Source organism: Salegentibacter lacus, assembly GCF_020164555.1.
GTDB lineage: Bacteria > Bacteroidota > Bacteroidia > Flavobacteriales > Flavobacteriaceae > Salegentibacter > Salegentibacter lacus.
Window position 1 is genome coordinate 127922 of the sequence record NZ_JAIQZB010000012.1, and the last position, 23819, is coordinate 151740.

The window sequence follows — 23819 nt, forward strand, 5'->3', positions numbered from 1 at the left end:
TTGAATTACGTAATTATCAGTAAAATTTAAAAAGACTAAATATTTTCTAACATTTTTTGATTTTTTATAACATGTTGGAATTAGGTATGTACCTAGATTGTACCTCGAAATGCAGGAAGTGTAGGTAATTACTGGAAAGACGATTTCTGTATCGGAAAGTAACACAGCCATTCTAATTAAGAATCCTTAAGCGAATACAAATTATGCTATACTTTCCTTAAAATCCCATCGTAGGCTGTATAATCTTCCTATTTTTATTTTTCCAAATAGAGAAACAACAAGCCTTTATGCGTGTCATTAATGCCCACCAGAACAATCTCAAAAATATAAATTTAAATATTCCTGAAAATCAATTGGTTGTGGTGACCGGTTTATCGGGTTCCGGGAAATCATCTCTGGCTATGGATGTTATAGCTAATGAAGGATACCGTTATTTTTTAGAGAGCCTACCTGCATATAATCAACAAAATGCTCAGTTAATTCCTACTGCTGAGGTGGATGATATAGAAGCGCTACAACCGGTGATCAAGGTGGAGCAGTCAAAACGCTTTCAGTCTATTAATGCCACTTTCGGAACACTTTCAGAACTAGCTGCTGTCTTTAGAATTTTATTTGCCCGATACTCGGGCAGGGAGGCAATGAGCAAGTCACTCTTTTCTTTCAACCATCCCAAAGGGGCTTGTGAGCGCTGTCACGGTATTGGGGAGGCTGAATACATCGACATTAATAAGTTGGTCGGTGATGAAAATAAAACCCTTAGAGAAGGAGCCATTACCACTACTTTGCCTAATGGATATATCGTCTATTCGCAGATCACGGTTGATGAATTGAATAAAGTGTGCAAGACGCATGGTTTTAATGTAGATATTCCCTGGAAGGAACTCACAGATGAACAAAAAGATGTGGTTTTAAATGGAAGTGATCACATTAAGGTTTTTTATGGAAAACATACATTGGAATCCCGGCTAAGATGGGAAGGCTTTAAAGCTAAGCCACGGGAAGAAGGCTTTTACAAAGGGATGCTTCCTATTATGAAAGATATTTTGAGACGGGACCGAAATCCAAACATCTTAAAGTTTGCCAGCTCCAGCACATGTCCGAGTTGTAAAGGAGCACGGATTAAGGCGGAACACCTGAAATACAAATGGAAAGGGTTCAACTTTCAGGAATGGTTGGAACTTCCTTTAAAAGCCCTATACGATAAATTGAAAAGCCAGAACCTAGTTGCCGGTGAACAGGTATTAGTAGATAAGATCTGCACGCAACTGTTCGATCTTATACGATTGGGAATGGAGGAATACCGGTTGAGCACTTCAAGTACTGATATTTCTTCAGGTGATGCCCAGCGTATCAAATTGATCAAACAGGTAAACAGTAGCCTGCAAGGTATACTTTATGTATTTGATGAACCTTCCATTGGTTTATCTGAAGACTACCAAAACTATTTATTCCATATTCTCGATCGCTTGATAAAGCGAGGCAATACGGTTATGGTGGTAGAACACGACTTGAAGTTTATCCGCTCTGCAGATTGGATAGTCGAACTAGGTCCGGCCGCCGGTGAGTATGGAGGAGAAGTGATTTTTAATGGACCGATCCAGAAATTTTTAACTGCGGAAGACTTATCGAGTCCTACCTTAGCTGAATTACAAAAGGCAACATCAAAGTCTGAATCTAAGCCTAAACGAAAATCAGCAGATTCACTTCAGCCTCAACGGGGGGAATTGACTGTATTGAGCAGAAAAACACCTCAAATATTACAAAAGCTTTCAGCATATACAGCAAAAGAAGATTTAAAACTGCTTACGGTATCAGATCAACCCATTGGTAAAACCCCTAGAAGTAATCCTGCTACTTATACCGGCTTAGCCGATAAAATACGTGATCTCCTGGCTAAATCCCCGGAAGCCAAATCCTTAAAACTGGCAAAAGGAGCTTTTTCTTTTAATAACAAGCGCGGAAGATGTGAAGCCTGTGAAGGTGCGGGTGTGATCACCCTCTCTATGAATGTGATGGGCACTATCAACCAGATTTGTCCAACCTGTAATGGCAAGCGTTTTAAGGCAGATATACTGCAAGTGCATTGGAACAATAAAAATATTGCGGAAATTTATAATCTGAGTATTTCGGAAGCTTATGATTTCTTTGCTGAGGAAAAGCAGATCACACAAATTCTGTCTTTGATGCTGCAATTAGGCCTGGGTTATATCAAACTTGGCCAGCCTTCCAATACTTTATCAGGGGGTGAAGCGCAACGCATTAAACTAACTAAGCATTTTGCCAAACAATCAAAAAATACCCTTTTATTACTGGAAGAACCCAGTATTGGATTGCACCAGCAAAATGTGAGGCAGCTGCTAAAAGCTTTGCACCAGCTCAAGGAACAAACGGCTGGTATTATTTGCTTTGAGAAAAATCCACTTTTTCAAACCTCTTGTGATACACTGGTAAATAATGCCATAAAAGCCGAAGTACGGGAACTGAAAGAAGCACTGGATCAACGCAGGGATGCGATATCCATAAAGGGGGCTAGAACTCATTACCTCAAAGATCTCGATGTAGAAATACCTAAAAATCAATTATCGGTAGTAACAGGAATTTCAGGTTCGGGAAAATCCTCTTTAGTGATTGACACCTTGCACGGCTACGGACTTCAGGAAATGACCAAACAGTTTTCGTCTTATCAGCAGTCCAGGGTAGGAGTGAATTTTCAATTTGAAGTTGATCATATTGAAGGTCTTAGTCCAACTATTTGCGTTACTCGTAAAGAAAAGAGTTTTACAGACTGTTCCGATATTGCAAAGCAAACGGGAATAGATAAGATTTTGCGTTTCGCTTTCTCCAGGAAAGCGCAATACGAAGGCAGAGAATTATCGGCCAGTCATTTTTCTAATAATCACGAACTGGGGAAATGTGCTATCTGCGATGGTATGGGTCAGGAATTGTTGCCGGATTTAAATAAAATAGTCCTGGAGCATAACAAGAGTATTGCTGACGGCATTTTTGAGCACAACAAATCCCTGGCTTATTATGCACATGCGAGCAGCCAATATATGGCGATTGTAAAGGAAGTGGGTTCCAAATGTGGATTTAGCCTGGAAACGCCTTATAAGGAGCTGACCGATAAACAAAAAGACATTCTGTTTAATGGGGCGGGTGAAACTGTTTGGAAAGCCAACTGGTTATTTAAAACCAAAACCAGGGAAGGTACTCAGGAAGTAAGTATGAAATGGGAAGGACTTTTCCATTATCTAAAAGAAGAATATTATAAAACCCGGAAAAATAAGAATATTGAAAGGCTCAAGGCACTTTTCTCTCTTGAGGAATGTAGTCATTGTGCGGGAAGTGGATTAAAGCCGGAACGCTTAGCTTTTCAAATTGGAGGAAAATCTATTAATCAAATAAGATCAATGGATTTTAAAGCTTTGGAAAACTGGCTTTCGGCTGATTCTAAACACGAGGAGATGGATCAAAAACTTATCTCGAATATTCAGCCTTATTTGATCAATACCATAAAGCGTGCAAAGCAGTTGCATATTGATCACCTGCAGCTCGACCGTAAATCTCACACACTTTCCGGTGGAGAAAACCAGCGGGTTGCACTTATCAAACAGTTAAACTCACCCCTCAAAGGCATTACCTATTTGTTGGATGAACCTTCAGCAGGGTTATCTAATGACAATATTCCCGACCTGGTCAATATTTTAAAAGAACTTATCGGAAAAGGTAATACGGTGATTGTGATTGAGCACAACAAGGAGATTATTCTGGCGGCAGATCAGTTGGTTCAACTGGGGCCTCAGGCGGGTAAATTGGGAGGATATATAACTTATCAGGGGAGTCCTAAGGATTATTTGAAACAAGCCGATTGTCATTCTTTTTTGAAAGAACCTTCTAAAGCGATTGAGTTAAAAAGAGCAAAGAAGTCTATTGTCATCCAGAAACTCTCCAAACACACCTTAGTGAAAGATGCACTACAAGTGCCTGTTGGAGGAATCACCGCCATTAGCGGTAAATCGGGAATAGGGAAGACCACTTTAGTGAAGGACATCCTGATTCCGAGCATTGAGACGGGCAAGCCGGTCAATTGTGAAAGTATAAAATTTCCTGAAAAGTATTCAGCAGCGCATTATTTTGAGTCTAAAAAACTAAGATCTCATGCAAATACCTTGTTAGTTTCTTATTTGGATCTATTGAAACATATAAGCAAGATTTTTGCAAGCGAAACAAGACTCAAGGCTCGTGACTTTTCGTATAAAACAAAAACAAGTCAGTGCCCAAACTGCAAAGGCAAAGGCTATTTGGAAACCAGCCTGGATGTAGCCGCCAATGCGATTGAAAAATGCGAAGTGTGTAAAGGGCAACGCTATCAGCCGCACATTGTGAAATATACTGTTGATTCGAAAAATATTGCTGAGGTACTCGCTTTAAATCTTATGGAATTAAAGAAATGGTTTGAAAAGGCTAAGGTTCCTGATAAAACCCTTCAATTTTTAGATCAGTTAGAGGAGATCGGGTTGGAACATCTTAGACTAGATCAGCCGGTACAATCGCTTTCTTCTGGAGAGAAACAGCGATTATTATTATTAAACTGGTTGCAGGACCAAACTACCAATGCGCTTTATATTTTAGATGAACCCAGCACCGGACTGCATTATGCCGATATTGATCTCTTGTTTGAAATACTAAAAAAACTCAGCGAAGCCAATGATATTCTGATTATTGATCATAATCCCTATTTGTTAGGGAAAATAGGAGTAGGGGTAGTTTTGAAATGAGATATTCATTTTAAAAATTTTATCAGAGAAAATCTATTCATCGGGGAAATGATCTAACCGGAGCTAACAGAAATTAGTTTCTTGGAAAAGTAATTATAAAAGTTGTGCCGCTTGTTTCATCGCTTTTTACATTTATTTGGCCCTTATGGCCATCAACTAATTGCTTTACGATATACAAACCGAGACCATAACTATCTTTTTTGCGGGATCTCCTTTAGTTTTAATAAACGTTCCTTTCGAAATCATTTCTTTAATACTTTCCGGTAATTTTGGCCCCTCGTTGTGAACCTCAAAGAATGTATCATTTCCTTTAGCAGAAACATTTACGGTAACAGGGCCTCCCGGTTTTCCGTGACGCAGAGCATTAGAATTAAATTGGTCATTAATTGATCCAACGGTATACCGTCCCAATTTCCCTGAACGGGACCGGGAGATTCAAGAACTAATTCGGCTTCAGGGTAACCCAGCTGTAATTCTTGAACAATCTTTTCACTTTGTTTTGAAAGATCAATGGGAGACTTATTTTTCGTCATTCCGCTTCCCAGGCGTAAATTGGTTAATTCCAGAAGATTATTAATCAATTCTGTCATACGTTTTACACTGGAACCCGAACGGCCAAGTAGAGGTTTTTCCTTTGCCGATAAATTCTTAGATAGCTTAAGAATTGAATTCACGCCCGAAATGGCAACAAGGGGTTCCGCAAATCGTGCCCTAATATCCCCATAAACCAATTCTTGCTTTCATCTACCTGATGCTGAAAGCGTTTTATAGAAATCATCCATAACTCATCAATAACCTAATTAAAACGTATCATATCCTGAAAATCGGTTTCCAAATTATCTGCCTTACTATTCGCTTCCCAAAGTCGCAAAACACTTGCCCTAAGCGCTCTAAATTCAGAACTCAATTCCATAATGTCAAAACCTAGATCTGCCCGTTGCGCACCGTGTTGATTGGCAGCCTTGCTTTCACTACGCCGCATTTTTTATTTCCTTTCGACTTTGATTCCTGCTAGGCTTCAGTTTGCGATGCCTCCATGCTTTTTACAATCGTATCAAGCATTTGCTTGATGTGATCCCGAACCTCCTTGGGTTGCAGTTCATTAATACCACAAATATTATCCTGGGCAAATTCCACCCATTCGTTAGAAATTTCATCTTTATTATTTTTGATAAAGTGAGCAAATTTCATGTTGTTGACATTGGTATTTTTTAATATAAAGCTTTGAAAAATAACCCCATACCCATTTAGATAGAATTAACAGCTAAGCCTTTTTAAACAGGCCACCAAACGTAAAGTCATTCTGGTTTTGCCTATACAGACTAGAATTTTTGGATATTTCAATAATATAAACGCTAGTATTTTAGTGCATAAAACTTCCGGTTTAAAAATCTTATCGTTTTCTCTGAAATTTCAGGATTTTTTCTATTTTTAAGATCTCTTTAACAGAGCATCGGTAATAATAAACAAAACCCTTAGCATCTTTATTTTAAAGTCCCTCAATGTGCAAATTAGTAGTAAATAGAAGATCCGAATGGGCAAATAGGGCCAGGAAAATCGGATTATATCTCGATGATCAAAAAATTGGTGCCATAGCCAACGGGGAATTCAAAGAATTTGATTTAGAACCCGGTAACTATAAACTGAAAGCAAAAATTGACTGGTGCGGTAGCCAGTTAAACGATATTGAAATTAAAGAGAATGAGCTAACAAAAGTAGAACTAACAGGATTTTCTAAAAATAAATGGGTGTTGCCAATATTAATTGTAGCTCAAATAAGTCTGCTTATTTTATCCTATAGGATTGAGATCAATGATTTTTTGATGATCGCTTTCTCCGCTGGTATTTTAGTATATATAATTTATCCAATAAGTTTTGGTAGAAATCATTATTTAAAACTTTATCAGGTTAATTAAAAGGTGAAACACTCAGGATCTAAATTTTAGACTTAAAAAAACTATGAGTAGAATAAGAATTACCGGTTTAATATTATTAGGAATTGGAATTGTTCTATTTTCCTTAATCGAAGGAGATTTAGCCGGGATAGCTTCAGGTTTGCTAATGGGCATTGGAATTGGATTATTATTAACCGGTGGCATAAGATTCCAAAAATAAGGGGCTGCATTTTAAATACTTAGATCTCCATATGAAAATAAAACCCTTGCTTATTTCGTTGTAATTTCTGCAAGTAGGCTTTTAATTTATAATATTTTTCATTTGAATTCTGATAATCCGGAAAAGGTTTCAATTACCAGTATTATAGGAAATATCTTAATTATTATAGCAATGATTTTTGCGATTATTGGTCAAAACAAAAAGGAAAGAAATAACCTGAAAGAGATTAAAAAGCTAAGCAAACTTGAAAAATTCTCATTCAATCGAACCTTATTTAGTTTCTTCAAAATGAAAAATCACTTCTATAGGTAATTTAAAAAGTTTTGAAATTCTAAAAGCTGTTGGCAAACTGGGATCAAATTTCTCTTTTTCTATAGCATTAATTGTTTGTCTTGAAACACCAATAATATCTGCTAAATCTTCCTGGGTATAGCTATATTCGGCTCGAAGTACTTTTAACCTGTTCTTCATGCGTATCTTCTGGTATTTATGGTGACTAAAACTAAATAAGTTAAACCTATAAATATTACCAGGTTGCTTATTGCTGCATCATAAGCAATTAGATTGGTGGTGTCAAGCAAAGAATAAGACAGGCCTACAACAACGGCTAAACCCAATGTTAAAGCCAAAGACTCCAAATGGATCTTGCGTTCCAGCTCGTCAAAATTATTAAACATTCTTCGGTTTGCGACAATCATAAGAATTCCGTGAACAAAATTTACCGAAATTGCTAATGTTGTTAAAACAGTATGATCGTCCCAAATGTACTTTGGTCCAAAACTGGCAATTGCCAGCGTAGCTACCCAACTCCAGGTCCATAAGGCAAGATTGTAAAGATTTTTTTTGCGTTCTTTTTTCATATTTTATGTATTTAACAGTTTACTTTATGTAATGTTTACTTTACAAAAATAGTAAAATAAATCAATGTAAAGTCTTGTTTACAAAAAATCTTTAATTTTTAAGTTTAGAAGAGAAAAATATTTCCATACTCAATTCACTAAATTTGGCATCCCGGTTTAAATCTTAAATATCGTTTTCCATGAAAAGAATAGTTCAGATTCTAATACTGTTCATAGCAGTAACAGTTACAGGGCAGCAGTCCGAATATACCAAAGAAGAACAAATCAAAGATCTAATTTCAGACTCTTTTCAGGGTATATTTTCTGATATGGACCTGGAGGCACTGGAGACGTATTGTACACAGGATTTTTTACTCCTGGAGAATGGAGAAGTATGGGATATGGAGAAAATGAGAAATTATATAAAACAGGCCAGAGCACAGAAAACACAGGTGAAAAGAATAAATTCTTTCGATTTTATCGAGATAAAGATTGAAGGAAAGATGGCCTGGGTGGCCTACTTCAATAAAGCCGAATTTAAGAAAGGAGAAGAGGTGGTAAACGAGATAAACTGGCTGGAAAGCGCTACCGCTATTCTTACGGAAGAGGGATGGAAGCTTCAACTACTACATTCTACCATAGTCCCGGAGGAGTGATATAATTCTAACTTTACCTTTTATATTCAAAAGATTTCGAGACAAGCCCCTGAGCACTTTAATTTCGATTATCTGGAAAACTAATTTCCAAAGCTTTCTTTCACTATCTTTACCGGGTTAATGCTAAACTATTTAGAAAATTATGGCAAAAGAAAAATCACCTTCAAAAAATTCTGCTAAAAAAGAACCGGTCTTGAGTTTAAAGGAAAAGCGTGCTGCCAAGGCCGCGAAGAAAAAGAACAGAACTTAATAAGATATCGTTTTAAAAGAAAAGAGGCTGTCTGGGACAGCCTCCTTTTTATATAATTTCAGTAATTTTTATTTTTTCTTAAGTTCAAAAACCGGTAATAACTGGCTGCTTACTTCGCCAAAACCAATTCTTCGGCCTTCACTTTGGCAATACCCACGCATAATCACTGTATCGTGATCTTCAATAAATTTACGTTCACTTCCGTCCTTAAGTTTTACGGGTTTTTCACCTTTCCAGGAAAGTTCTAACATAGAGCCGTAACTATCTGGTGTTTTGCCTGAAATAGTTCCAGAAGCCATCATATCACCAGAATTTACCGGGCAACCGTTAACGGTATGATGCGCCAGCTGCTGACTCATATTCCAGTACATATGCTTGAAATTGGTTTTTGCCAGCGGGGTTTCTTCCGAATTCTCCGGTTTAAGGGAAACTTCAAGATTAATATCGAAGCTTTTCTTACCGGTACTTCTTAAGTATGGAAATAACTCTACTTCAGGTTTTGGACTTTCGGTTCTAAAGGGCTCTAAAGCGTCTAAAGTAACAATCCAGGGGGAAATAGATGAAGCGAAATTCTTGGCTAAAAATGGTCCTAAAGGCACATATTCCCAAACTTGAATATCTCGTGCACTCCAGTCGTTAAACAATACCATTCCAAAAATATATTCTTCGGCTTCGTCTATTGGAATTGGCTCACCCAAAACATTCGCATCTGTGGTTATAAAGGCCATTTCAACTTCAAAATCCACTCTTTTGGAAGGACCAAAAACAGGTGTGTCAGAATCTTTTGGTTTTGTTTGTCCCTGTGGGCGGTGAACCGGAATTCCACTTGGGATTATAGAAGAACTTCTTCCGTGGTAACCAACAGGAATATGAAGCCAGTTTGGCAAAAGTGCATTTTCAGGATCACGGAACATCGTACCTACATTGGTAGCGTGTTCTTTGCTAGAATAAAAATCGGTGTAATCACCAACCTGAACCGGCATCTGCATTTCAATTTCATCAAGGGTAAAAAGCACACGGCTTCTATGCTCTTCGTTATCCCTTAATTTTGCATTCTTAGCGTCAAAAATATCGGCAATTCGGTTACGAACCAGTCGCCAGGTCTTTTTTCCATCAGAAATAAAATCGTTAAGGGTATCCTGTAAAAATATATCATCGGTTAACGGAATTCCTTCAAAATAGCCCAATTGGTGCAAGGCGCCAAGGTCTATCGCAAAGTCTCCTATACGGGAGCCTATGGTAATTACATCGTCCCGGGTTAGGAATACCCCAAAAGGAATATTCTGAATAGGGAAATCGGTGTTTTCCGAAGTTTCCAACCAGGTTTTTCTATTTGGGTCGTTAGCTGTAATAGGCATATGATTTTTTGTTTTTATTAAGAAATCTAATGAATCCAAATATATTATTTTCCTGTTATTAACCGAATGTATTTCTTACTTTTGATGAATATTTAACGTAAACTTTTGAAATGCAACGAGACACCGAAATTTTTAATTTAATTGCGGAAGAAAAAGAACGCCAACTTAATGGGCTGGAGTTAATTGCCAGCGAGAACTTTGTAAGTGAGCAGGTTTTAGAAGCTGCAGGTTCTGTTCTTACCAATAAATATGCTGAAGGCTACCCGGGAAAACGCTATTACGGCGGTTGTGAAGTGGTAGATAAAGTAGAACAACTGGCTATAGATCGTTTAAAAGAATTATTTAATGCCGAATATGCTAACGTGCAACCACATTCGGGTTCACAGGCAAATACTGCGGTATTTCATACCTGCCTTAACCCGGGAGATAAATTCTTAGGATTTGATCTTTCTCACGGGGGGCATTTAACGCACGGTTCTCCTGTAAATTTTTCCGGAAAACTTTATAATCCTGTATTTTATGGGGTAGATAAAGAAACCGGACTAATAGATTACGATCAGGTTGCTGAAATTGCTGAAAGAGAAAAACCTAAAATGATTATCGCCGGAGCTTCGGCATATTCAAGGGAAATAGATTATAAAAGGTTTAGGGAGATTGCCGATAGTGTAGGAGCAATTTTGTTAGCTGATATCGCGCATCCTGCTGGCCTTATCGCCAAAGGATTAATTAGTGACCCAATGCCGCATTGCCACATTGTAACTTCAACTACGCACAAAACACTTCGTGGGCCTCGTGGAGGAATTATAATGATGGGTAAAGATTTTGAAAATCCTTTTGGGGAAAAGCTGAAAAACGGAAAACTCAAAAAAATGTCTACGTTGCTTAACAGCGGAATTTTCCCCGGAAACCAGGGTGGGCCTTTAGAGCATATTATCGCTGCAAAAGCAGTTGCCTTTGGAGAAGCCTTAACCGATGAGTTTTTGCATTACACCGTACAGGTGAAAAAGAATGCAGCGAAACTTGCCGAAGCTTTTATGGATAAAGGTTATGAAGTAATTTCCGGTGGAACCGATAATCATTGTATGCTTATTGATCTTAGAAATAAAGATGTAAGCGGAAAAGAGGCGGAGGAAGCTTTAAGTAAAGCTGAAATTACGGTAAATAAAAATATGGTGCCTTTTGACGATAAATCGCCATTTGTAACTTCAGGAATTAGAATTGGTACAGCGGCAGTAACAACCCGCGGACTTATAGAAGCCGATATGCCTAAAATTGTAGACTTTATTGAGCGTGTGATCACTAATATTGATAATGATAGTGAGTTGGAAGCTGTGAAAAATGAAGTAAAAGCTATGATGAAGGGAAAACCACTTTTTAAAGTGTAATTTTTTCAATACTGAATATTCTAAAGCTTATTTGATGTTCTATATCACGTCATCCTGAACTTGTTTCAGGATCTAGGATGAAAGGACTTTCAAATAAGCTTTTTTATTACCAAAGACTTTGAAAAAAAGCAAACCTATATTAATGCTGAAAAACTTTCTTTAATTCTTCTGAAATCTTAGTAGGTCTTTTCTTTTCCTGATCCATAAGCGCCCAGGTGGTTTTTGCTTCTAACAAAACTTTTCCGGTTTCAGCATTCTTGATAATGACGTGGCGAACAGATTTTACGTGAGTGGTTTCACCTACATAGGTTTGCAATAAGATCTTATCGCCCAAAAAAGCCTGCTGCTTATAACTGATTTCGTGTTTTACCACTATCCAGAAGAATTTTTCGTTTTGCTCCTTTGTAGCCCTGGCCTTCCAATGCGCTTTTGCAACATCCTGAACCCATTGAACATACTGTACGTTATTAACGTGGTTTTGCTCGTCTAAATGCCGTTCTTCAACTAGAAAACTTTGTTCAAATATTTCTGGGGTTTCAGCCATTATTTTTCGATTATTTCTACCTCAAAGATCTTATCCCAGTTTTTTCCGGTTACGTAGAGTTTGTTGGTATTTTGGTTATAAGCGATTCCGTTTAAAACGTGGTTTTGCGTATCCAGGCTTGGCAGGTTTGTTAAGCGTTCCCGTAATCCTCTAAAATCTATTACGCCTTCTATTGCACCGTTTTCAGGATTAATAATGGTAACACTGGGAAACTGGTAGGTATTCGCATAGATCTTTCCTTCAACCCACTCCAGCTCATTGAACTTCGAATAAATTTTGGTGTTGGTAGCTACCTGGATAAAATCTTTTTCAGCCAAAGTTTCCGCATCAAGGATCCAGATTTTTTCAGTACCATCACTTTTGTAAAGATTCTTGCCATCGTTACATAAGCCCCAACCTTCCTTGCTTTGGTTATAACCGAAAGTGCCGGTTTGTTCAAAGTTATCCAAATTATAGATCAACCCTTCTTTTTCCCGCCAGGTTAGTAGGTAAAGTTTATTATCTAGAATGGTTAGGCCTTCGCCAAAATAAGTGTCGTCCAGGTTTATTTTATTCAAAACTTCTCCGGTTTCCAGGTTGAGTTTTCTTAAGGAAGAATTGCCATATTGCCCGGTGCTTTCATATAAAGTATCTCGGTAAAATTCCAGCCCCTGTGTATAAGCTTCATCATCGTGCGGATATTCCTTGATTACTTTGTAAGTATAAGCCTTTGGAGACTGGTTGTTTAAAATCTTAAGGTTATCACTAATAGTATCGGTTTCTCCTTCAGAAAAAACGATGGCTTCTAGTTTTTGGCGTCCTAATTTTGTGTTTTCTAAAGCAACCGAAAAAGAAGTTTCCGCGGTTAGGGTTTTTAAATATTTCTGCTGAAAAAACAGGCGAATAGAATCTATTTGACGGTCTTTTAAATTTTCAATCGAGCCTTGAATAGTCTCGCCAAGTTGAAATTCAGTTTTATTTTCATCAGTTTTCAACTTAAAATAAGAAGTTTTTTTATCGGAATTACTTCCGCAGGAAAAAATTATAAAGCCTAATAATAACAGGCACAGTAACTTAAATTTATTCATTATTCTTATGCATTAAATACCTTGCTAAAATACTTAATTCACTTCAAAAAATACTTGCGTAAAGTAGGAAAGATTGTATATTTGCACCGGCAAGTCCCACACAACCAGCTCCTGCTGAATCCCCCAGGGCGGGAACGCAGCAAGGGTAGGCGGTCGTAGCGGTGTGATGTGGGGAGCTTGCCATTTTTTGTTTCTAAAAGGTTCTAAATTTTATCGCATATTTGCAGCCTATGAAAACAAATACTTCTCCTCAAAAAGTAGTGCTTATTACCGGAGCTTCTTCCGGAATTGGAAAATCTATAGGCGAATATCTTTCAAACCACAACTTTAAAGTTTACGGCACCAGTCGGAACCCCTCAAAAATTTCTCATCCTCCTTTTGCAATGGTTGCTTTAGATGTAACCAAAAACGAAACTATTGCCGCTGCAATTGAACAAGTAATTGCTGAAGAAGGTAAAATTGATGTGCTGATCAATAATGCCGGAGTTGGAATTACCGGGCCAATCGAAGAAACCCCGGATGAAGAAATCGCCAAAGCTTTTGAAACCAATTATTTTGGGCCTATAAAAGTGATAAAAGCGGTTTTGCCTAATATGAGAAAGCAAAATAACGGATTAATCATCAATATTACATCTATTGCAGGTTATATGGGCTTGCCTTACCGTGGAATTTATTCGGCTTCAAAAGGAGCTTTAGAACTTACTACCGAAGCTTTTAGAATGGAGTTAAAAGGTTTTAATATTAAAATGACGAATGTGGCTCCCGGCGATTTTGCTACTAATATCGCGGCCGGCCGTTATCACGCACCGGTACTCGATGATTCTCCTTATAAAGAACCCTACGGGAATACCCTGAAATTGATGAATGAAGATGTAGATGCGGGGAAAGATCCTTTACTAATGGCGAAAGCTGTCCATAAGATTATTCAGGAAAAAGATCCCCGTGGGCATTATAAAGTAGGAGAGGCGTTACAGAAATTCTCAGTCGGTTTAAAGCGAATTTTGCCCGATAAAGTATATGAAAAAATGCTCTTAAAGCATTATAAGTTATAATTTTGCGAATACAACATATTAACAAACACTATAGATTATGAAATTTTTTATTGATACAGCCAATCTTGATCAAATTAGGGAAGCCCAGGCGCTCGGGGTTTTAGATGGTGTAACCACCAATCCGTCTTTAATGGCGAAAGAAGGAATTTCCGGAAAAGATAATATATACAAGCATTACAGGGAAATTTGTGAAATTGTAGACGGTGACGTGAGTGCTGAGGTAATCGCTACCGATTTTGACGGAATAGTTAGAGAAGGTGAGGAGCTGGCAGAATTGCACGAGCAAATTATTGTAAAAGTTCCAATGATTAAAGAAGGAATTAAAGCCATAAAATACTTTAGCGATAACGGAATTAAAACCAACTGTACCTTAGTGTTTTCTGCTGGGCAGGCTTTATTGGCTGCTAAAGCTGGGGCTACTTATGTTTCTCCTTTTATTGGCCGTTTAGACGATATCTCTACCGATGGTTTAAATCTTATTGCAGATATTAGATTGATATACGACAACTACGGATTTGAGACTGAAATTCTTGCCGCTTCTGTGCGTCACAGCATGCACATTTTAGAATGTGCTAAATTAGGTGCCGATGTTATGACCGGGCCACTTTCTTCTATTGAAGGTTTATTAAAACACCCACTTACTGATATTGGTTTAGAGAAATTCCTTGCTGACTATAAGAAGGGGAATCAATAAGATTTTCTGATTAAAATTTTTAAGAAAGGCTATTTGGGGAGTTCTGATTATTTCGCGTCAAGCTGAATTTATTTCAGCTTCTAACATCTTAGATCCTGAAACAAGTTCAGGATGACGATAAATTTTAAAAAACTCTCTGAATAGCCTTCTTAATTGTTCAAAAACTCAAGGATTTGCCTTTCGAAATTAGGCGTGTTGAGTTGTGCTTGCCCGTTTATTATATTCCCGTTGGTATCCAGAAAGATGAGTTTATTAAGGTAGTTTTTAAGTAAATTCACATTGATACCAGATGAACTCAGTTTGTATTCTCTGCTTTTATTCATATCATAAATTTCCACAGTATTTTTCCAGGACTGTAGAGAATCTTTATCGATATTAATTCCTACAAATTCCAGTTCAGGATATTTTTCTCTGAGGTTAGAAATAATAGAATGTTGCCATTTATAATGTTCGGGTGCTTCCATAGACCAGTGATAGGTAACTATGGGTTTATCTGAAATATCTTTTATTTGAATGGTTTCTTCCTGAAAATTTATTAGGGATAAATTTCCAATATTGTTCCCGGGCAGCAAACTTTTTTGAATACCCGCCATTTGTTTTAAATCGGGTAGATTTTCGCCTTTAAACTCAATATCTTCAAGGATTTCCATAATACTGTCAATCTTTTCAGTATCATTAGAAAATACCAAACCCTGAATTGCCAATCGATTTATAAAAATATTCTTGATTCCATCTTTATCAATTAAAGAATCGGCCAGGCTAATTCGGTATTTAATATTATCTACAGAATGTAATTCAAAGCAATTGGAATTGGTATCAAATTTTTCCAAACACCTTTCAATAGAGCGGGTTCTTAGGTAATCTTCAATAAAATTAAGATAACCATAGTATTCTTTAAGCTGAGAGTTGTTAAAATTAAGGTCTTCGCGGTAATCGTGGAAATCGTCTGGAATTTGTTGTGCTAATTCGCTGTAATATTTCTTCACTAAAAAAGTATAGCGCTCCCTAAGGTGATAAAAATCGTAATCTATACTGTTATTGGCGAGTGCTAAAAACGATTGAGAGAATTTCTTCTTTTCGTTTAAATCTTTTAGTTTATTTTTTCGGGAATTTTTTATAGAATCGGTAATCTCGGCAAATTCGGTAGGCTTAATTTTGTAATAGGAGAGCATCAAGTTATTGTTCCTTTCATTATTAAGAAACATATCGAGAAGAAAACCACTTTTTGCAGCTCCAGGACCACTAAAATTTAGCGATTCGTCAAATTGCATGGTGTTTAGCCAAACTAAAACACTATCTCCAGGTTCCAAATACATAATTTGGTTTTCTGGTGGATGTTTAAAACTATAAATTCCGGCTTCTAAATTTTCGAATTTTTTCCCAAACTGGTTATTCTGATCTAAAAATAAAGTATCAATGGTCTCATTCCCTTTAGAAAGTATAAAATAGGGATTGTAGGGGTTCATAATTTGACCTCCAACAAAAGTTCCTTTCTGGTCTTTGTTAGAGTCTTCACAACCGGTAAAAAGAATAACTCCTATAAGAGAAAAAAGTAGATAATATTTCATGTAAATCTTGAGAACTAAGGGCCTGGAATGCTGTTAAATATCGCAGTAGGAGCAAATATAGCCAGAGCCCTATACCCGGGTTGTTAATCGGGAGTTAAAAGAATAATAAAAACGTTAATCTTTAGATAAGTCTTGAAGATTGGCTATTTTTGCAAAAAATTTACAAATTCTATTTTATGCTTTCAGTATCAAATCTTTCGGTTCAATTTGGCAAGCGTGTTTTGTTTGATGAAGTGAACACCACTTTTACACAAGGCAATTGCTACGGAATTATTGGAGCCAATGGTGCCGGGAAATCAACGTTCTTAAACATCCTCTCTGGAAAATCTGAGCCAACTTCTGGCCGTGTAAACCTGGAGCCGGGTAAACGAATGTCTGTACTGGAGCAGAATCACAACCTGTATGACGATACCCCGGTTTTAGAAACCGTAATTATGGGGAACCAACCTCTTGCAAAGATCAAGAAGGAAATGGATGAAATCTACATGAAAGAAGATTTCAGCGATGCCGATGGAGAAAGAGTAGGCGTTTTACAGGTAGAATTTGAAGAAATGAACGGCTGGAATGCCGAAAGTGATGCTGCGTCTTTATTGTCTAACTTAGGGATAAAAGAGCAACATCATGCTACTTTAATGAAAGATCTTGATGGTACGCAAAAAGTAAGGGTACTTTTAGCCCAGGCGCTTTTTGGAAATCCAGATGTGCTTATTATGGATGAGCCTACCAACGATTTGGATTATGAAACCATCTCCTGGCTGGAACACTTTCTTGCTAATTATGACAACACGGTGATCGTGGTTTCTCACGACCGTCACTTTTTAGATGCTGTTTGTACTCATATTTCTGATATTGACTTTGGAAAAATAAATCATTACAGCGGTAACTATACTTTCTGGTATGAGTCTTCTCAGCTTGCCGCAAGACAGAGAGCACAGCAGAATAAAAAATCTGAAGAAAAGAAGAAAGAATTACAGGAGTTTATTCAGCGTTTTAGCGCGAACGTAGCCAAGTCTAAACAGGCTACTTCTCGTAAAAAAATGATTGACAAACTTAATATTGAAGATATAAAGCCTTCTAGTAGAAGGTATCCCGCAATTATTTTTGAACGGGAGCGTGAAGCTGGAGACCAGATCTTGAATATAGAAAAGCTGGAAGCTTCAATTGAAGGGGAAACACTTTTCAAAAACGTAAATATCAACCTTGCAAAAGGAGATAAAGTTGTGGTTTATTCCCGGGATTCAAGGGCTACCACCGCTTTTTATGAAATTATAAACGGAAATCAGGAACCTGTTGCAGGGAAATATTCCTGGGGAGTTACTACTTCGCAGTCTTATCTTCCATTAGATAACTCAGGTTTCTTTGATAACGATCTTACTTTAGTAGATTGGCTTAGACAATGGGCTAAAACCGATGAGGAGAGAGAAGAAGTTTATATTCGCGGATTCCTTGGGAAAATGTTATTTAGTGGCGAGGAAGCTTTAAAAACTTCCAGGGTTCTTTCTGGAGGTGAAAAAGTGCGTTGTATGTTAAGCCGAATGATGATGATGAGAGCAAACGTGGTAATGTTGGATGAACCTACCAACCACCTTGACCTTGAATCTATTACTGCCTTTAATAATTCCCTGAAGAATTTTAAAGGTACGGTAATGTTCACCACTCACGATCACGAATTTGCCCAAACTGTAGCCAACCGTGTGATAGAATTAACACCTGGAGGAGCTATAGATCGTTATGCTACTTTTGATGATTACATGAGCGATAAAAAAATAAAGGAACAACGTGATAAAATGTATGCTGTATAGGCCTAAAACCACTTGAATTATAAAAACAAAAAATCCCGCTATCTGCGGGATTTTTTGTTTTGTACTACTCTTTATCTAGAAATTATAATTAATAAAAATCGTGAAATTTCTGCCCGGTTCGGTGATTGGTTGACGGGTGAAATCTGCCTGGTTATTAAAAGCGAAATTTAAATGATTGTAATAATATTTATCAAAAACATTTAAAACTCCTACGCCAATATTTAGATTTTTGATAGCGGTAGTTCCGGCTTTTAAATCCATTAAACTATAACCGGGAGTTCTGGTCTCTCCAAAGGAAGGAGCAATGTTCTCCTGGTCTGCGGTAATATTGTAATAAATTCCGGTCCAGAATTTAGAATTTTCATATTCTACTCGTGATCTACTCACCAATGGTGGAGACAGCGGTAGCGACTCTCCAAGATCTTCATTTTGGGTGTAAGTGTAAGCCAGGTCTGTGCCCAGTTTAATGCCTGACTTAAACACTAGTTCTCCCGAGAGTTCAAAACCTGTCTTGTAGGCTTCATCAAGATTTCTAAACACTTTTGGATGCACAGGCGGTTGATTAGGCATATTCTTTCGGGTTAAGCTTTCATCTACTAAACCAACGATATAGTTCTCATAAATTGAATAAAATGCACTTATAGAGAAGTTGAAATTTTTCAGAGCACCTGTATAAACTTCTTTTCCGTTAAAGCCCAGTTCGAATTGATTATTCACTTCCGGTTTCAGGTTAGGGTTTCCTGCATATTCATAAGGATCTCTTCCAATATTAAAAAAGGCAATATAGCGTTCTTCCATATTTGCCGGCCTGGCACCTCTTCCGTAGGAAAGCTCCAGGGAATAATTCTCTTTTAATAGGTGTTTATAGGCTACAGTTCCACTAAAAAGTTGTTCGTTGCGCTTTCCATTTTCCGGGTATAATTCAGCAAAACTTTCGTCTGGGTCACGGCTTTCTGAAACAATATGATCTATCCGAGCTCCAAAATTGAAAATGTTTTTCTTGTTTAGTATAAACCTGGTTTCGGCAAAAACACCATAATCATTTACATAGCTGTCCTGCCAAACCTTATCCTGGAATTCCATAGGCATTGCTAAAGGTTCGCCTGCCATATTCATTTTAACAAGGCGTTCTCTTTGCCCATCACGGGAGAGATTTGTAACATCTATTCCAGAAAATAACCGCCACTTGTTGTTTAGTTTCCATTCGGCTTCCAGTTTTCCACCATAAGTTGTTGCCTCTACATTAGAAATTGCTTCAATTCGATTAAAAGAAGGACGCTTGTAATTGTCCATAATATGGTCTACGAAAGAATAGTAGGCCTTTGCGGTTAAACCTTTAAATTTTCCCCCTTCAGCCCTGTAGTTATAATCCAGGCTAAAAATACTGCTATTATCTTCATCGGTATCCATCATTAATCCCGCGTGTTTTACATCTCGACCAAAAGACTGCCGGAAGCCTGCTTTTAACCTGTTACTTTCGTTAATAGAATAACCTGCTTCCAAATTATAACCCAGGCTGCGGAAGGAGGAAGGAATGCTTCTCCCATCTCCATCTTCATAATCGCCATAATCTCTCTGACTGAAATTTCCAGATAGATCCCATTTATTTAGGTGACCTTCCAGTTGAACCATATTTACCATAGAATTCCCGTTACTTTCATATCCTGAAGAAACGCTTCCGGAAAATGTATCAGTGGTTTCAACTGCATTATCAGTTACCATATTAATAATTCCACCCGAAGTATTTCCGTATCGAACGCTAAAAGGGCCTTTAATAATTTCAATTCTACTAACTTCTTCGGGATTTACCAGGGTGGTAATGGGATCCATGCGGCTAGGGCAGGCGTGCATCGCTTTAGTGCCACCGTCAAACTGAATGTTTAATTGTTCATATTGGCTGGCACGCATACTTGGATCCATAGCATAACTACCTCGTTTAATAAGGGAAAACCCATTGATATCGCTAAAAAGCTCTCCGGCATTTTTGGGCTGTACCACCTTTTCTCTAAAATTAGTTTTTACCAGGCTCTGTGCAGGATCTATTTGTGGGTTTCCCAGGAGAAGGATTTCACTGATTCTAAAAGTGAATCTTTCCAGGTAGATCACGTTACCGGGTTTGATGTTCGTAAGATTTTGTTTTCGGTATTTAAGGTGACTTATCTGAAGCGTATCTTCTTCAGAAAAATTTATAAAAACTTCTCCGTTTTTGTTGCTGACAGCTGCTTTACTGCTGCCTTTAACCTGTATAGTTGCATCTTTTATAGGTTCCATACTAAATTCGTCTACAAGACTTATTTTAGACTGCGCTTGTAGCAATAGGGTAGAAGACAGGAATAATAATATGCTTAAAATTCTCATTTAATTCTATTTAAAAATTGATATAAGTAGATTGTATCCGCCGGTTTATACCGATGGATTTTTATGATAAATCTGAAAAAATTAAGCTTTAAGAGAAGGTGGATGGAAAGACTTTGGCAAGTATTGGTAGGTATAATTATTTAAATAAGCTACTGGAGTTTTTTCTTCTTTTGAAAACTTAAAAACTTCCAGTTGTTGCATTGGGTTAAAAAAGAGAACTACTTGCCGCTGTAGAAAATCAAGATGTGTTGGTTTCTCCTTGGTTGTAGAATCCTGACTTAATTTGGAGATTTCACATTTTCCATTACATTCCAATTCAGGTTTGTCCTTATTAACACAGAATAATTCAGTAAAACTTGAATTATCTACCAGGTAGAAGCTTATCATAAAACCACTCTTTACGCTGTTAAACAGCATAACTACCGTGAATAGTAAAATGATAAATGTGCTTCTTTTTTCCATTTAAATGCAAAGGTAAATGTAATTGTAGGTATTAGAATGTGACTTGAATCACATTGAAGAAGAATTAAATGTTAAAATAAAAAACCCGGTATCATCTACCGGGTTTTTTGGCTAATTAAACTAAACTACAAGCTATCTAAATTCTTTAGAACATTCCGCCGCCATCGGCTTCGTTATCGTCTCTTTGCTTTCTTTTTAGAGCCCTGTTTTTTCCACCACCAAATCTATATGAAAAGCCTACATATACGTTCTGGGTTTCGCCTTTAAACCTTCCTTCTTGAGGTAAAGGCCTTCCATTGGTGAAGCTGAATTCCTGGGTGTCAAAAACATCATTAAAATTAAGGCTAAGTGTAGCTTTGCCGTCCAGAAAAGAATATCGGCCTCCTAAATTCATAAAATACATTGGGTCCATATCCATTTGCAGGTTCTTAGCTTCGCTTCTATAGAATCCAAATAACTGGAATGTTAGCTTGTCGGTTGCTTTAAAACTATGGTTGGTTCTAAACGTCCAGGCGGTATTGTCGGTTTCTAAATACTCGGTGCCAACCACGCCTTTTAATTTCTGGCTGTATAAGTCTAAATTAGTATTGGTGCTCCACCAATCTGTAAATTTATAATTGGTGCCAAGTTCTAAACCATACGCATTATTATCTTCAAAATTGTCAAATTGCAGTAGAAGTGAACCTTCTTCGTTGGGATCTTCTATAAAAACCTGGCTGATTTCATCATTAATATTTCTGAAGAATACTCCGGCAGTTAAGCTTCCTTTTTTAGTGAATTTTCGGGTGTAATTAAATTCCAGGGAATTGGTAAATTGTGGATCTAATTCAGGATTTCCGGAAACAGTTAATCTTGGTGTACTGATCTCTCGAATAGGACTAACCTGCCCAAAACCTGGACGATCAACTCTTCGGCTATAACTTAATTGATAAGAATTTGTTTCACTTGGAGTATAATTCAAGAATCCGCTGGGATAAATATTGAAGTAATCATCACTAAAAACATTTTCGCCGTTGTAAATTGCATTTACGCTAAAATTCTCCAATCTGGCACCAAGCTGGTAAGACCATTTTTCGAAATTCTGCCCGTAAGTAGTGTAAAATGAATAAATATCTCTTTTATATTGATAAGTAGCAGCGTCAAGGAAAGTGCTGGTAGTGGTGTAATCATTATCGGTGTCTAAAAGTCTGGCTTCGGCCCCAACTTCCAGCTTGCTATTTTCTGAAAGAGGATTTTCATAATCTACGTTTGCAATTATATTTTCCCTTGTTTCTTTTACGTGATCACGGTAATCTGTGAAACCATCAGTGTCTCCTTCAAAGTTGAAGACTGAATTCTCATCTTCATCAAAAGTATTGTAATCTACTTCAAATAGAATTTTATGCCCTTCTTTCTCAAATTTCTTATCGTAAGCAAAATTGTAAGTGCTATTAATATTACTGAAATTGGCATCAAGGTTTTGCGTTAGATTCAACTGGGGATTTGTAGGGTAAATTATTCTTAGTGCGCCCAGGGGGCCACCATCGTAATGGTTCTGGTTTGTGTAAAACGAAAATGTGTTCTTGTCGTTCAGGTAAAAATCTACCCCAAGCTTATATAAATAAGTTTCTCTGCTATTGGTAATATCGAAAGCCTGGCGGTAATTATCTTCGGTAAAATTAATTCTCCCAAGATTGTTGCGATCGCCAAACTGGGCGCCGAAATTTCCGTAGAAATTCAATTTTCCTTTTCTATAATTCATATCCAGCGAACCGTTATAGCGAGTGTTTTCGCCAATGGTCACACCAGTATTTAAATTTCCGTTGAAACCATCGTTGGCATTTTTATGCAATACTATATTGATGATTCCGCTCATTCCTTCCGGGTTATATTTAGCGGAAGGATTTGTTATTAATTCAATAGTTTTTATGGAAGTCGATGGAATTTGTTTTAGCAATTGAGCCGGATCCATATTGGTTGGCTTGCCGTCTATAAGGATACGTACGTTAGAATTTCCGCGAAGCGCAATATTACCGTTCTGGTCTACATTAACCGAAGGTACATTGTTCATTATTTCTGAAGCACTGGCGCCGGTAGTAGTAAGATCTTTCCCAACATTTATCACTTTGCGGTCAATTCTTTGTTCTATGGTAGTGCGTTCTGCAACCACGGTAACACCGTCTAGCATCGCTACATCTGGTTCTAACTCGATATTACCAAAGTTGTAGGTTTTGTGATCTTTGGTGATTTCAATTTCTTTAGAAAAGGGTTTGTAGCCCATAAACTGGACTTTAAAGGTGTAAGTGCCATTAGGGATTTTATCTATACTGAAAGTACCATCGGCTGCTGAGGTGTTTCCTGAAACCAGGTTGCCTTCCATATCGGTAATACTAATGGTGGCGTAAGGAATAGGTTCTTCCAGGTCGCCATCCATTATTGAACCCGAAATTTTGCCCACGGGTTCATTGGCCATTGCAGTAAAACTGCCTATAAATAATGCTAAAATTAAAAATAACTGTTTCATTTCTTGATTGATTTTGATGATTAGTATGTTTAAAATAATTCCTTGTAATACATATTACTCAAATAAATTTTTTGGTAAATTCATAGTTGTGATGAATAGAATTTACCGGTTTTGATCGATGAATAACCCCGTTAATTTGTTATACCATATACTTTGCATAACATAATAGAAAAACATCATTTTTTGCAATTTTTGATCTTTCTCCTACTATAAAGACGAGCAGAAAAATGAAATGTTACAGTATTTTCAAAAGAATTTAAAAAAAGAGGCTGTCTGAAAAGGCAGCCTTTTTTGTTGTATTATTTTCTGGTTTTTAGTATTTTCATGTAATGAAAGCCAAAGCAGTATTTAAGACCTATGACCAGTCGCAGTTAAGTCTTTTACCTCC

20 protein-coding genes, 1 other RNA gene and 1 pseudogene are annotated in these 23819 nt (G+C 37.3%); 9 read left to right on the forward strand and 13 right to left on the reverse strand.

Annotated features, from left to right (window positions below; all coding sequences use genetic code 11):
* Positions 1-287 precede the first annotated feature (287 nt).
* Entirely contained in the window at positions 288-4778 is a 4491-nt protein-coding gene (locus LB465_RS11525) for an ATP-binding cassette domain-containing protein (RefSeq protein ID WP_224470014.1), read from the forward strand.
* 73 nt (positions 4779-4851) lie between these two features.
* Here LB465_RS11525 and LB465_RS11530 read toward each other — a convergent pair.
* The 4 genes and pseudogenes from LB465_RS11530 to LB465_RS11545 form a co-directional block, all read right to left on the reverse strand.
* A pseudogene (locus LB465_RS11530) lies at positions 4852-4977 on the reverse strand (ATP-binding protein); the annotation flags it as partial.
* A 124-nt stretch (positions 4978-5101) separates the two neighbouring features.
* Positions 5102-5368, reverse strand: a complete 267-nt coding sequence (locus LB465_RS11535; RefSeq protein WP_224470015.1) for a hypothetical protein — start codon at positions 5366-5368, stop codon at positions 5102-5104.
* 206 nt (positions 5369-5574) lie between these two features.
* The gene (locus LB465_RS11540; protein ID WP_224470016.1) at positions 5575-5760 is read right to left on the reverse strand and encodes a hypothetical protein; all 186 of its coding nucleotides are present in this window, start codon (positions 5758-5760) and stop codon (positions 5575-5577) included.
* 29 nt (positions 5761-5789) lie between these two features.
* Positions 5790-5969 carry an RsbRD N-terminal domain-containing protein gene (locus tag LB465_RS11545; RefSeq protein ID WP_224470017.1) on the reverse strand — a complete coding sequence of 60 codons (180 nt, stop codon included), beginning with the start codon at positions 5967-5969 and terminating at the stop codon, positions 5790-5792.
* A gap of 311 nt (positions 5970-6280) precedes the next feature.
* On the opposite strand from LB465_RS11545, the gene LB465_RS11550 reads away from it, so the two are divergent.
* Positions 6281-6694 (forward strand): DUF2846 domain-containing protein, encoded by a 414-nt coding sequence (locus LB465_RS11550; protein WP_224470018.1) that lies wholly within the window; start codon positions 6281-6283, stop codon positions 6692-6694.
* A gap of 43 nt (positions 6695-6737) precedes the next feature.
* Positions 6738-6893: a hypothetical protein gene (locus LB465_RS11555; RefSeq protein WP_224470019.1), complete on the forward strand. Its 156-nt coding sequence runs from the start codon at positions 6738-6740 to the stop codon at positions 6891-6893.
* A 270-nt stretch (positions 6894-7163) separates the two neighbouring features.
* On the opposite strand, the gene LB465_RS11560 is transcribed toward LB465_RS11555, so the two are convergent.
* Together LB465_RS11560 and LB465_RS11565 are read right to left on the reverse strand one after the other, a co-directional pair.
* Positions 7164-7364: a helix-turn-helix transcriptional regulator gene (locus LB465_RS11560; protein WP_224470020.1), complete on the reverse strand. Its 201-nt coding sequence runs from the start codon at positions 7362-7364 to the stop codon at positions 7164-7166.
* Positions 7361-7753, reverse strand: coding sequence for a hypothetical protein (locus LB465_RS11565; RefSeq protein WP_224470021.1), 393 nt, complete (start codon positions 7751-7753; stop codon positions 7361-7363). Before LB465_RS11565 ends, LB465_RS11560 begins: the two co-directional genes overlap by 4 nt.
* Before the next feature lie 179 nt (positions 7754-7932).
* On the opposite strand from LB465_RS11565, the gene LB465_RS11570 reads away from it, so the two are divergent.
* Positions 7933-8388: a nuclear transport factor 2 family protein gene (locus LB465_RS11570; RefSeq protein WP_224470022.1), complete on the forward strand. Its 456-nt coding sequence runs from the start codon at positions 7933-7935 to the stop codon at positions 8386-8388.
* A gap of 318 nt (positions 8389-8706) precedes the next feature.
* Here the strand turns inward: LB465_RS11570 and fahA are convergent, their stop codons facing one another.
* Positions 8707-9996, reverse strand: a complete 1290-nt coding sequence (gene fahA, locus LB465_RS11575) for a fumarylacetoacetase (protein ID WP_224470023.1) — start codon at positions 9994-9996, stop codon at positions 8707-8709.
* 110 nt (positions 9997-10106) lie between these two features.
* Here fahA and LB465_RS11580 point away from each other — a divergent pair, with 110 nt between their 5' ends.
* Positions 10107-11381 (forward strand): serine hydroxymethyltransferase, encoded by a 1275-nt coding sequence (locus LB465_RS11580; protein ID WP_224470024.1) that lies wholly within the window; start codon positions 10107-10109, stop codon positions 11379-11381.
* A 139-nt stretch (positions 11382-11520) separates the two neighbouring features.
* On the opposite strand, the gene LB465_RS11585 is transcribed toward LB465_RS11580, so the two are convergent.
* Positions 11521-11925, reverse strand: coding sequence for an acyl-CoA thioesterase (locus LB465_RS11585; protein WP_224470025.1), 405 nt, complete (start codon positions 11923-11925; stop codon positions 11521-11523).
* Positions 11925-12992 carry a glutaminyl-peptide cyclotransferase gene (locus tag LB465_RS11590; protein WP_224470026.1) on the reverse strand — a complete coding sequence of 356 codons (1068 nt, stop codon included), beginning with the start codon at positions 12990-12992 and terminating at the stop codon, positions 11925-11927. Before LB465_RS11590 ends, LB465_RS11585 begins: the two co-directional genes overlap by 1 nt.
* A gap of 87 nt (positions 12993-13079) precedes the next feature.
* Between LB465_RS11590 and ffs the strand changes: the two genes are divergently transcribed.
* From ffs to fsa, 3 genes are all read left to right on the forward strand, one after another.
* Positions 13080-13178: signal recognition particle sRNA small type (gene ffs, locus LB465_RS11595), an RNA gene on the forward strand.
* Positions 13179-13222: 44 nt separating this feature from the next.
* Positions 13223-14044 (forward strand): SDR family oxidoreductase, encoded by an 822-nt coding sequence (locus LB465_RS11600; RefSeq protein WP_224470027.1) that lies wholly within the window; start codon positions 13223-13225, stop codon positions 14042-14044.
* A 37-nt stretch (positions 14045-14081) separates the two neighbouring features.
* On the forward strand, positions 14082-14738 hold the full coding sequence (fsa, locus tag LB465_RS11605; protein ID WP_224470028.1) for a fructose-6-phosphate aldolase: 657 nt from the start codon (positions 14082-14084) through the stop codon (positions 14736-14738).
* A 149-nt stretch (positions 14739-14887) separates the two neighbouring features.
* Here the strand turns inward: fsa and LB465_RS11610 are convergent, their stop codons facing one another.
* Complete coding sequence (locus LB465_RS11610; RefSeq protein ID WP_224470029.1) at positions 14888-16306, reverse strand: TlpA family protein disulfide reductase; 1419 nt, start codon at positions 16304-16306, stop codon at positions 14888-14890.
* Positions 16307-16482: 176 nt separating this feature from the next.
* Between LB465_RS11610 and LB465_RS11615 the strand changes: the two genes are divergently transcribed.
* Entirely contained in the window at positions 16483-18108 is a 1626-nt protein-coding gene (locus LB465_RS11615; protein ID WP_224470030.1) for an ABC-F family ATP-binding cassette domain-containing protein, read from the forward strand.
* A 75-nt stretch (positions 18109-18183) separates the two neighbouring features.
* On the opposite strand, the gene LB465_RS11620 is transcribed toward LB465_RS11615, so the two are convergent.
* The 3 genes from LB465_RS11620 to LB465_RS11630 form a co-directional block, all read right to left on the reverse strand.
* A complete protein-coding gene (locus LB465_RS11620; RefSeq protein WP_224470031.1) occupies positions 18184-20466 on the reverse strand; it encodes a TonB-dependent receptor in 2283 nt (760 codons plus the stop codon).
* Between the two features lie 81 nt (positions 20467-20547).
* Positions 20548-20928 carry a hypothetical protein gene (locus tag LB465_RS11625; protein WP_224470032.1) on the reverse strand — a complete coding sequence of 127 codons (381 nt, stop codon included), beginning with the start codon at positions 20926-20928 and terminating at the stop codon, positions 20548-20550.
* Positions 20929-21073: 145 nt separating this feature from the next.
* Positions 21074-23431 carry a TonB-dependent receptor domain-containing protein gene (locus tag LB465_RS11630; protein WP_224470033.1) on the reverse strand — a complete coding sequence of 786 codons (2358 nt, stop codon included), beginning with the start codon at positions 23429-23431 and terminating at the stop codon, positions 21074-21076.
* Positions 23432-23819 lie beyond the last annotated feature (388 nt).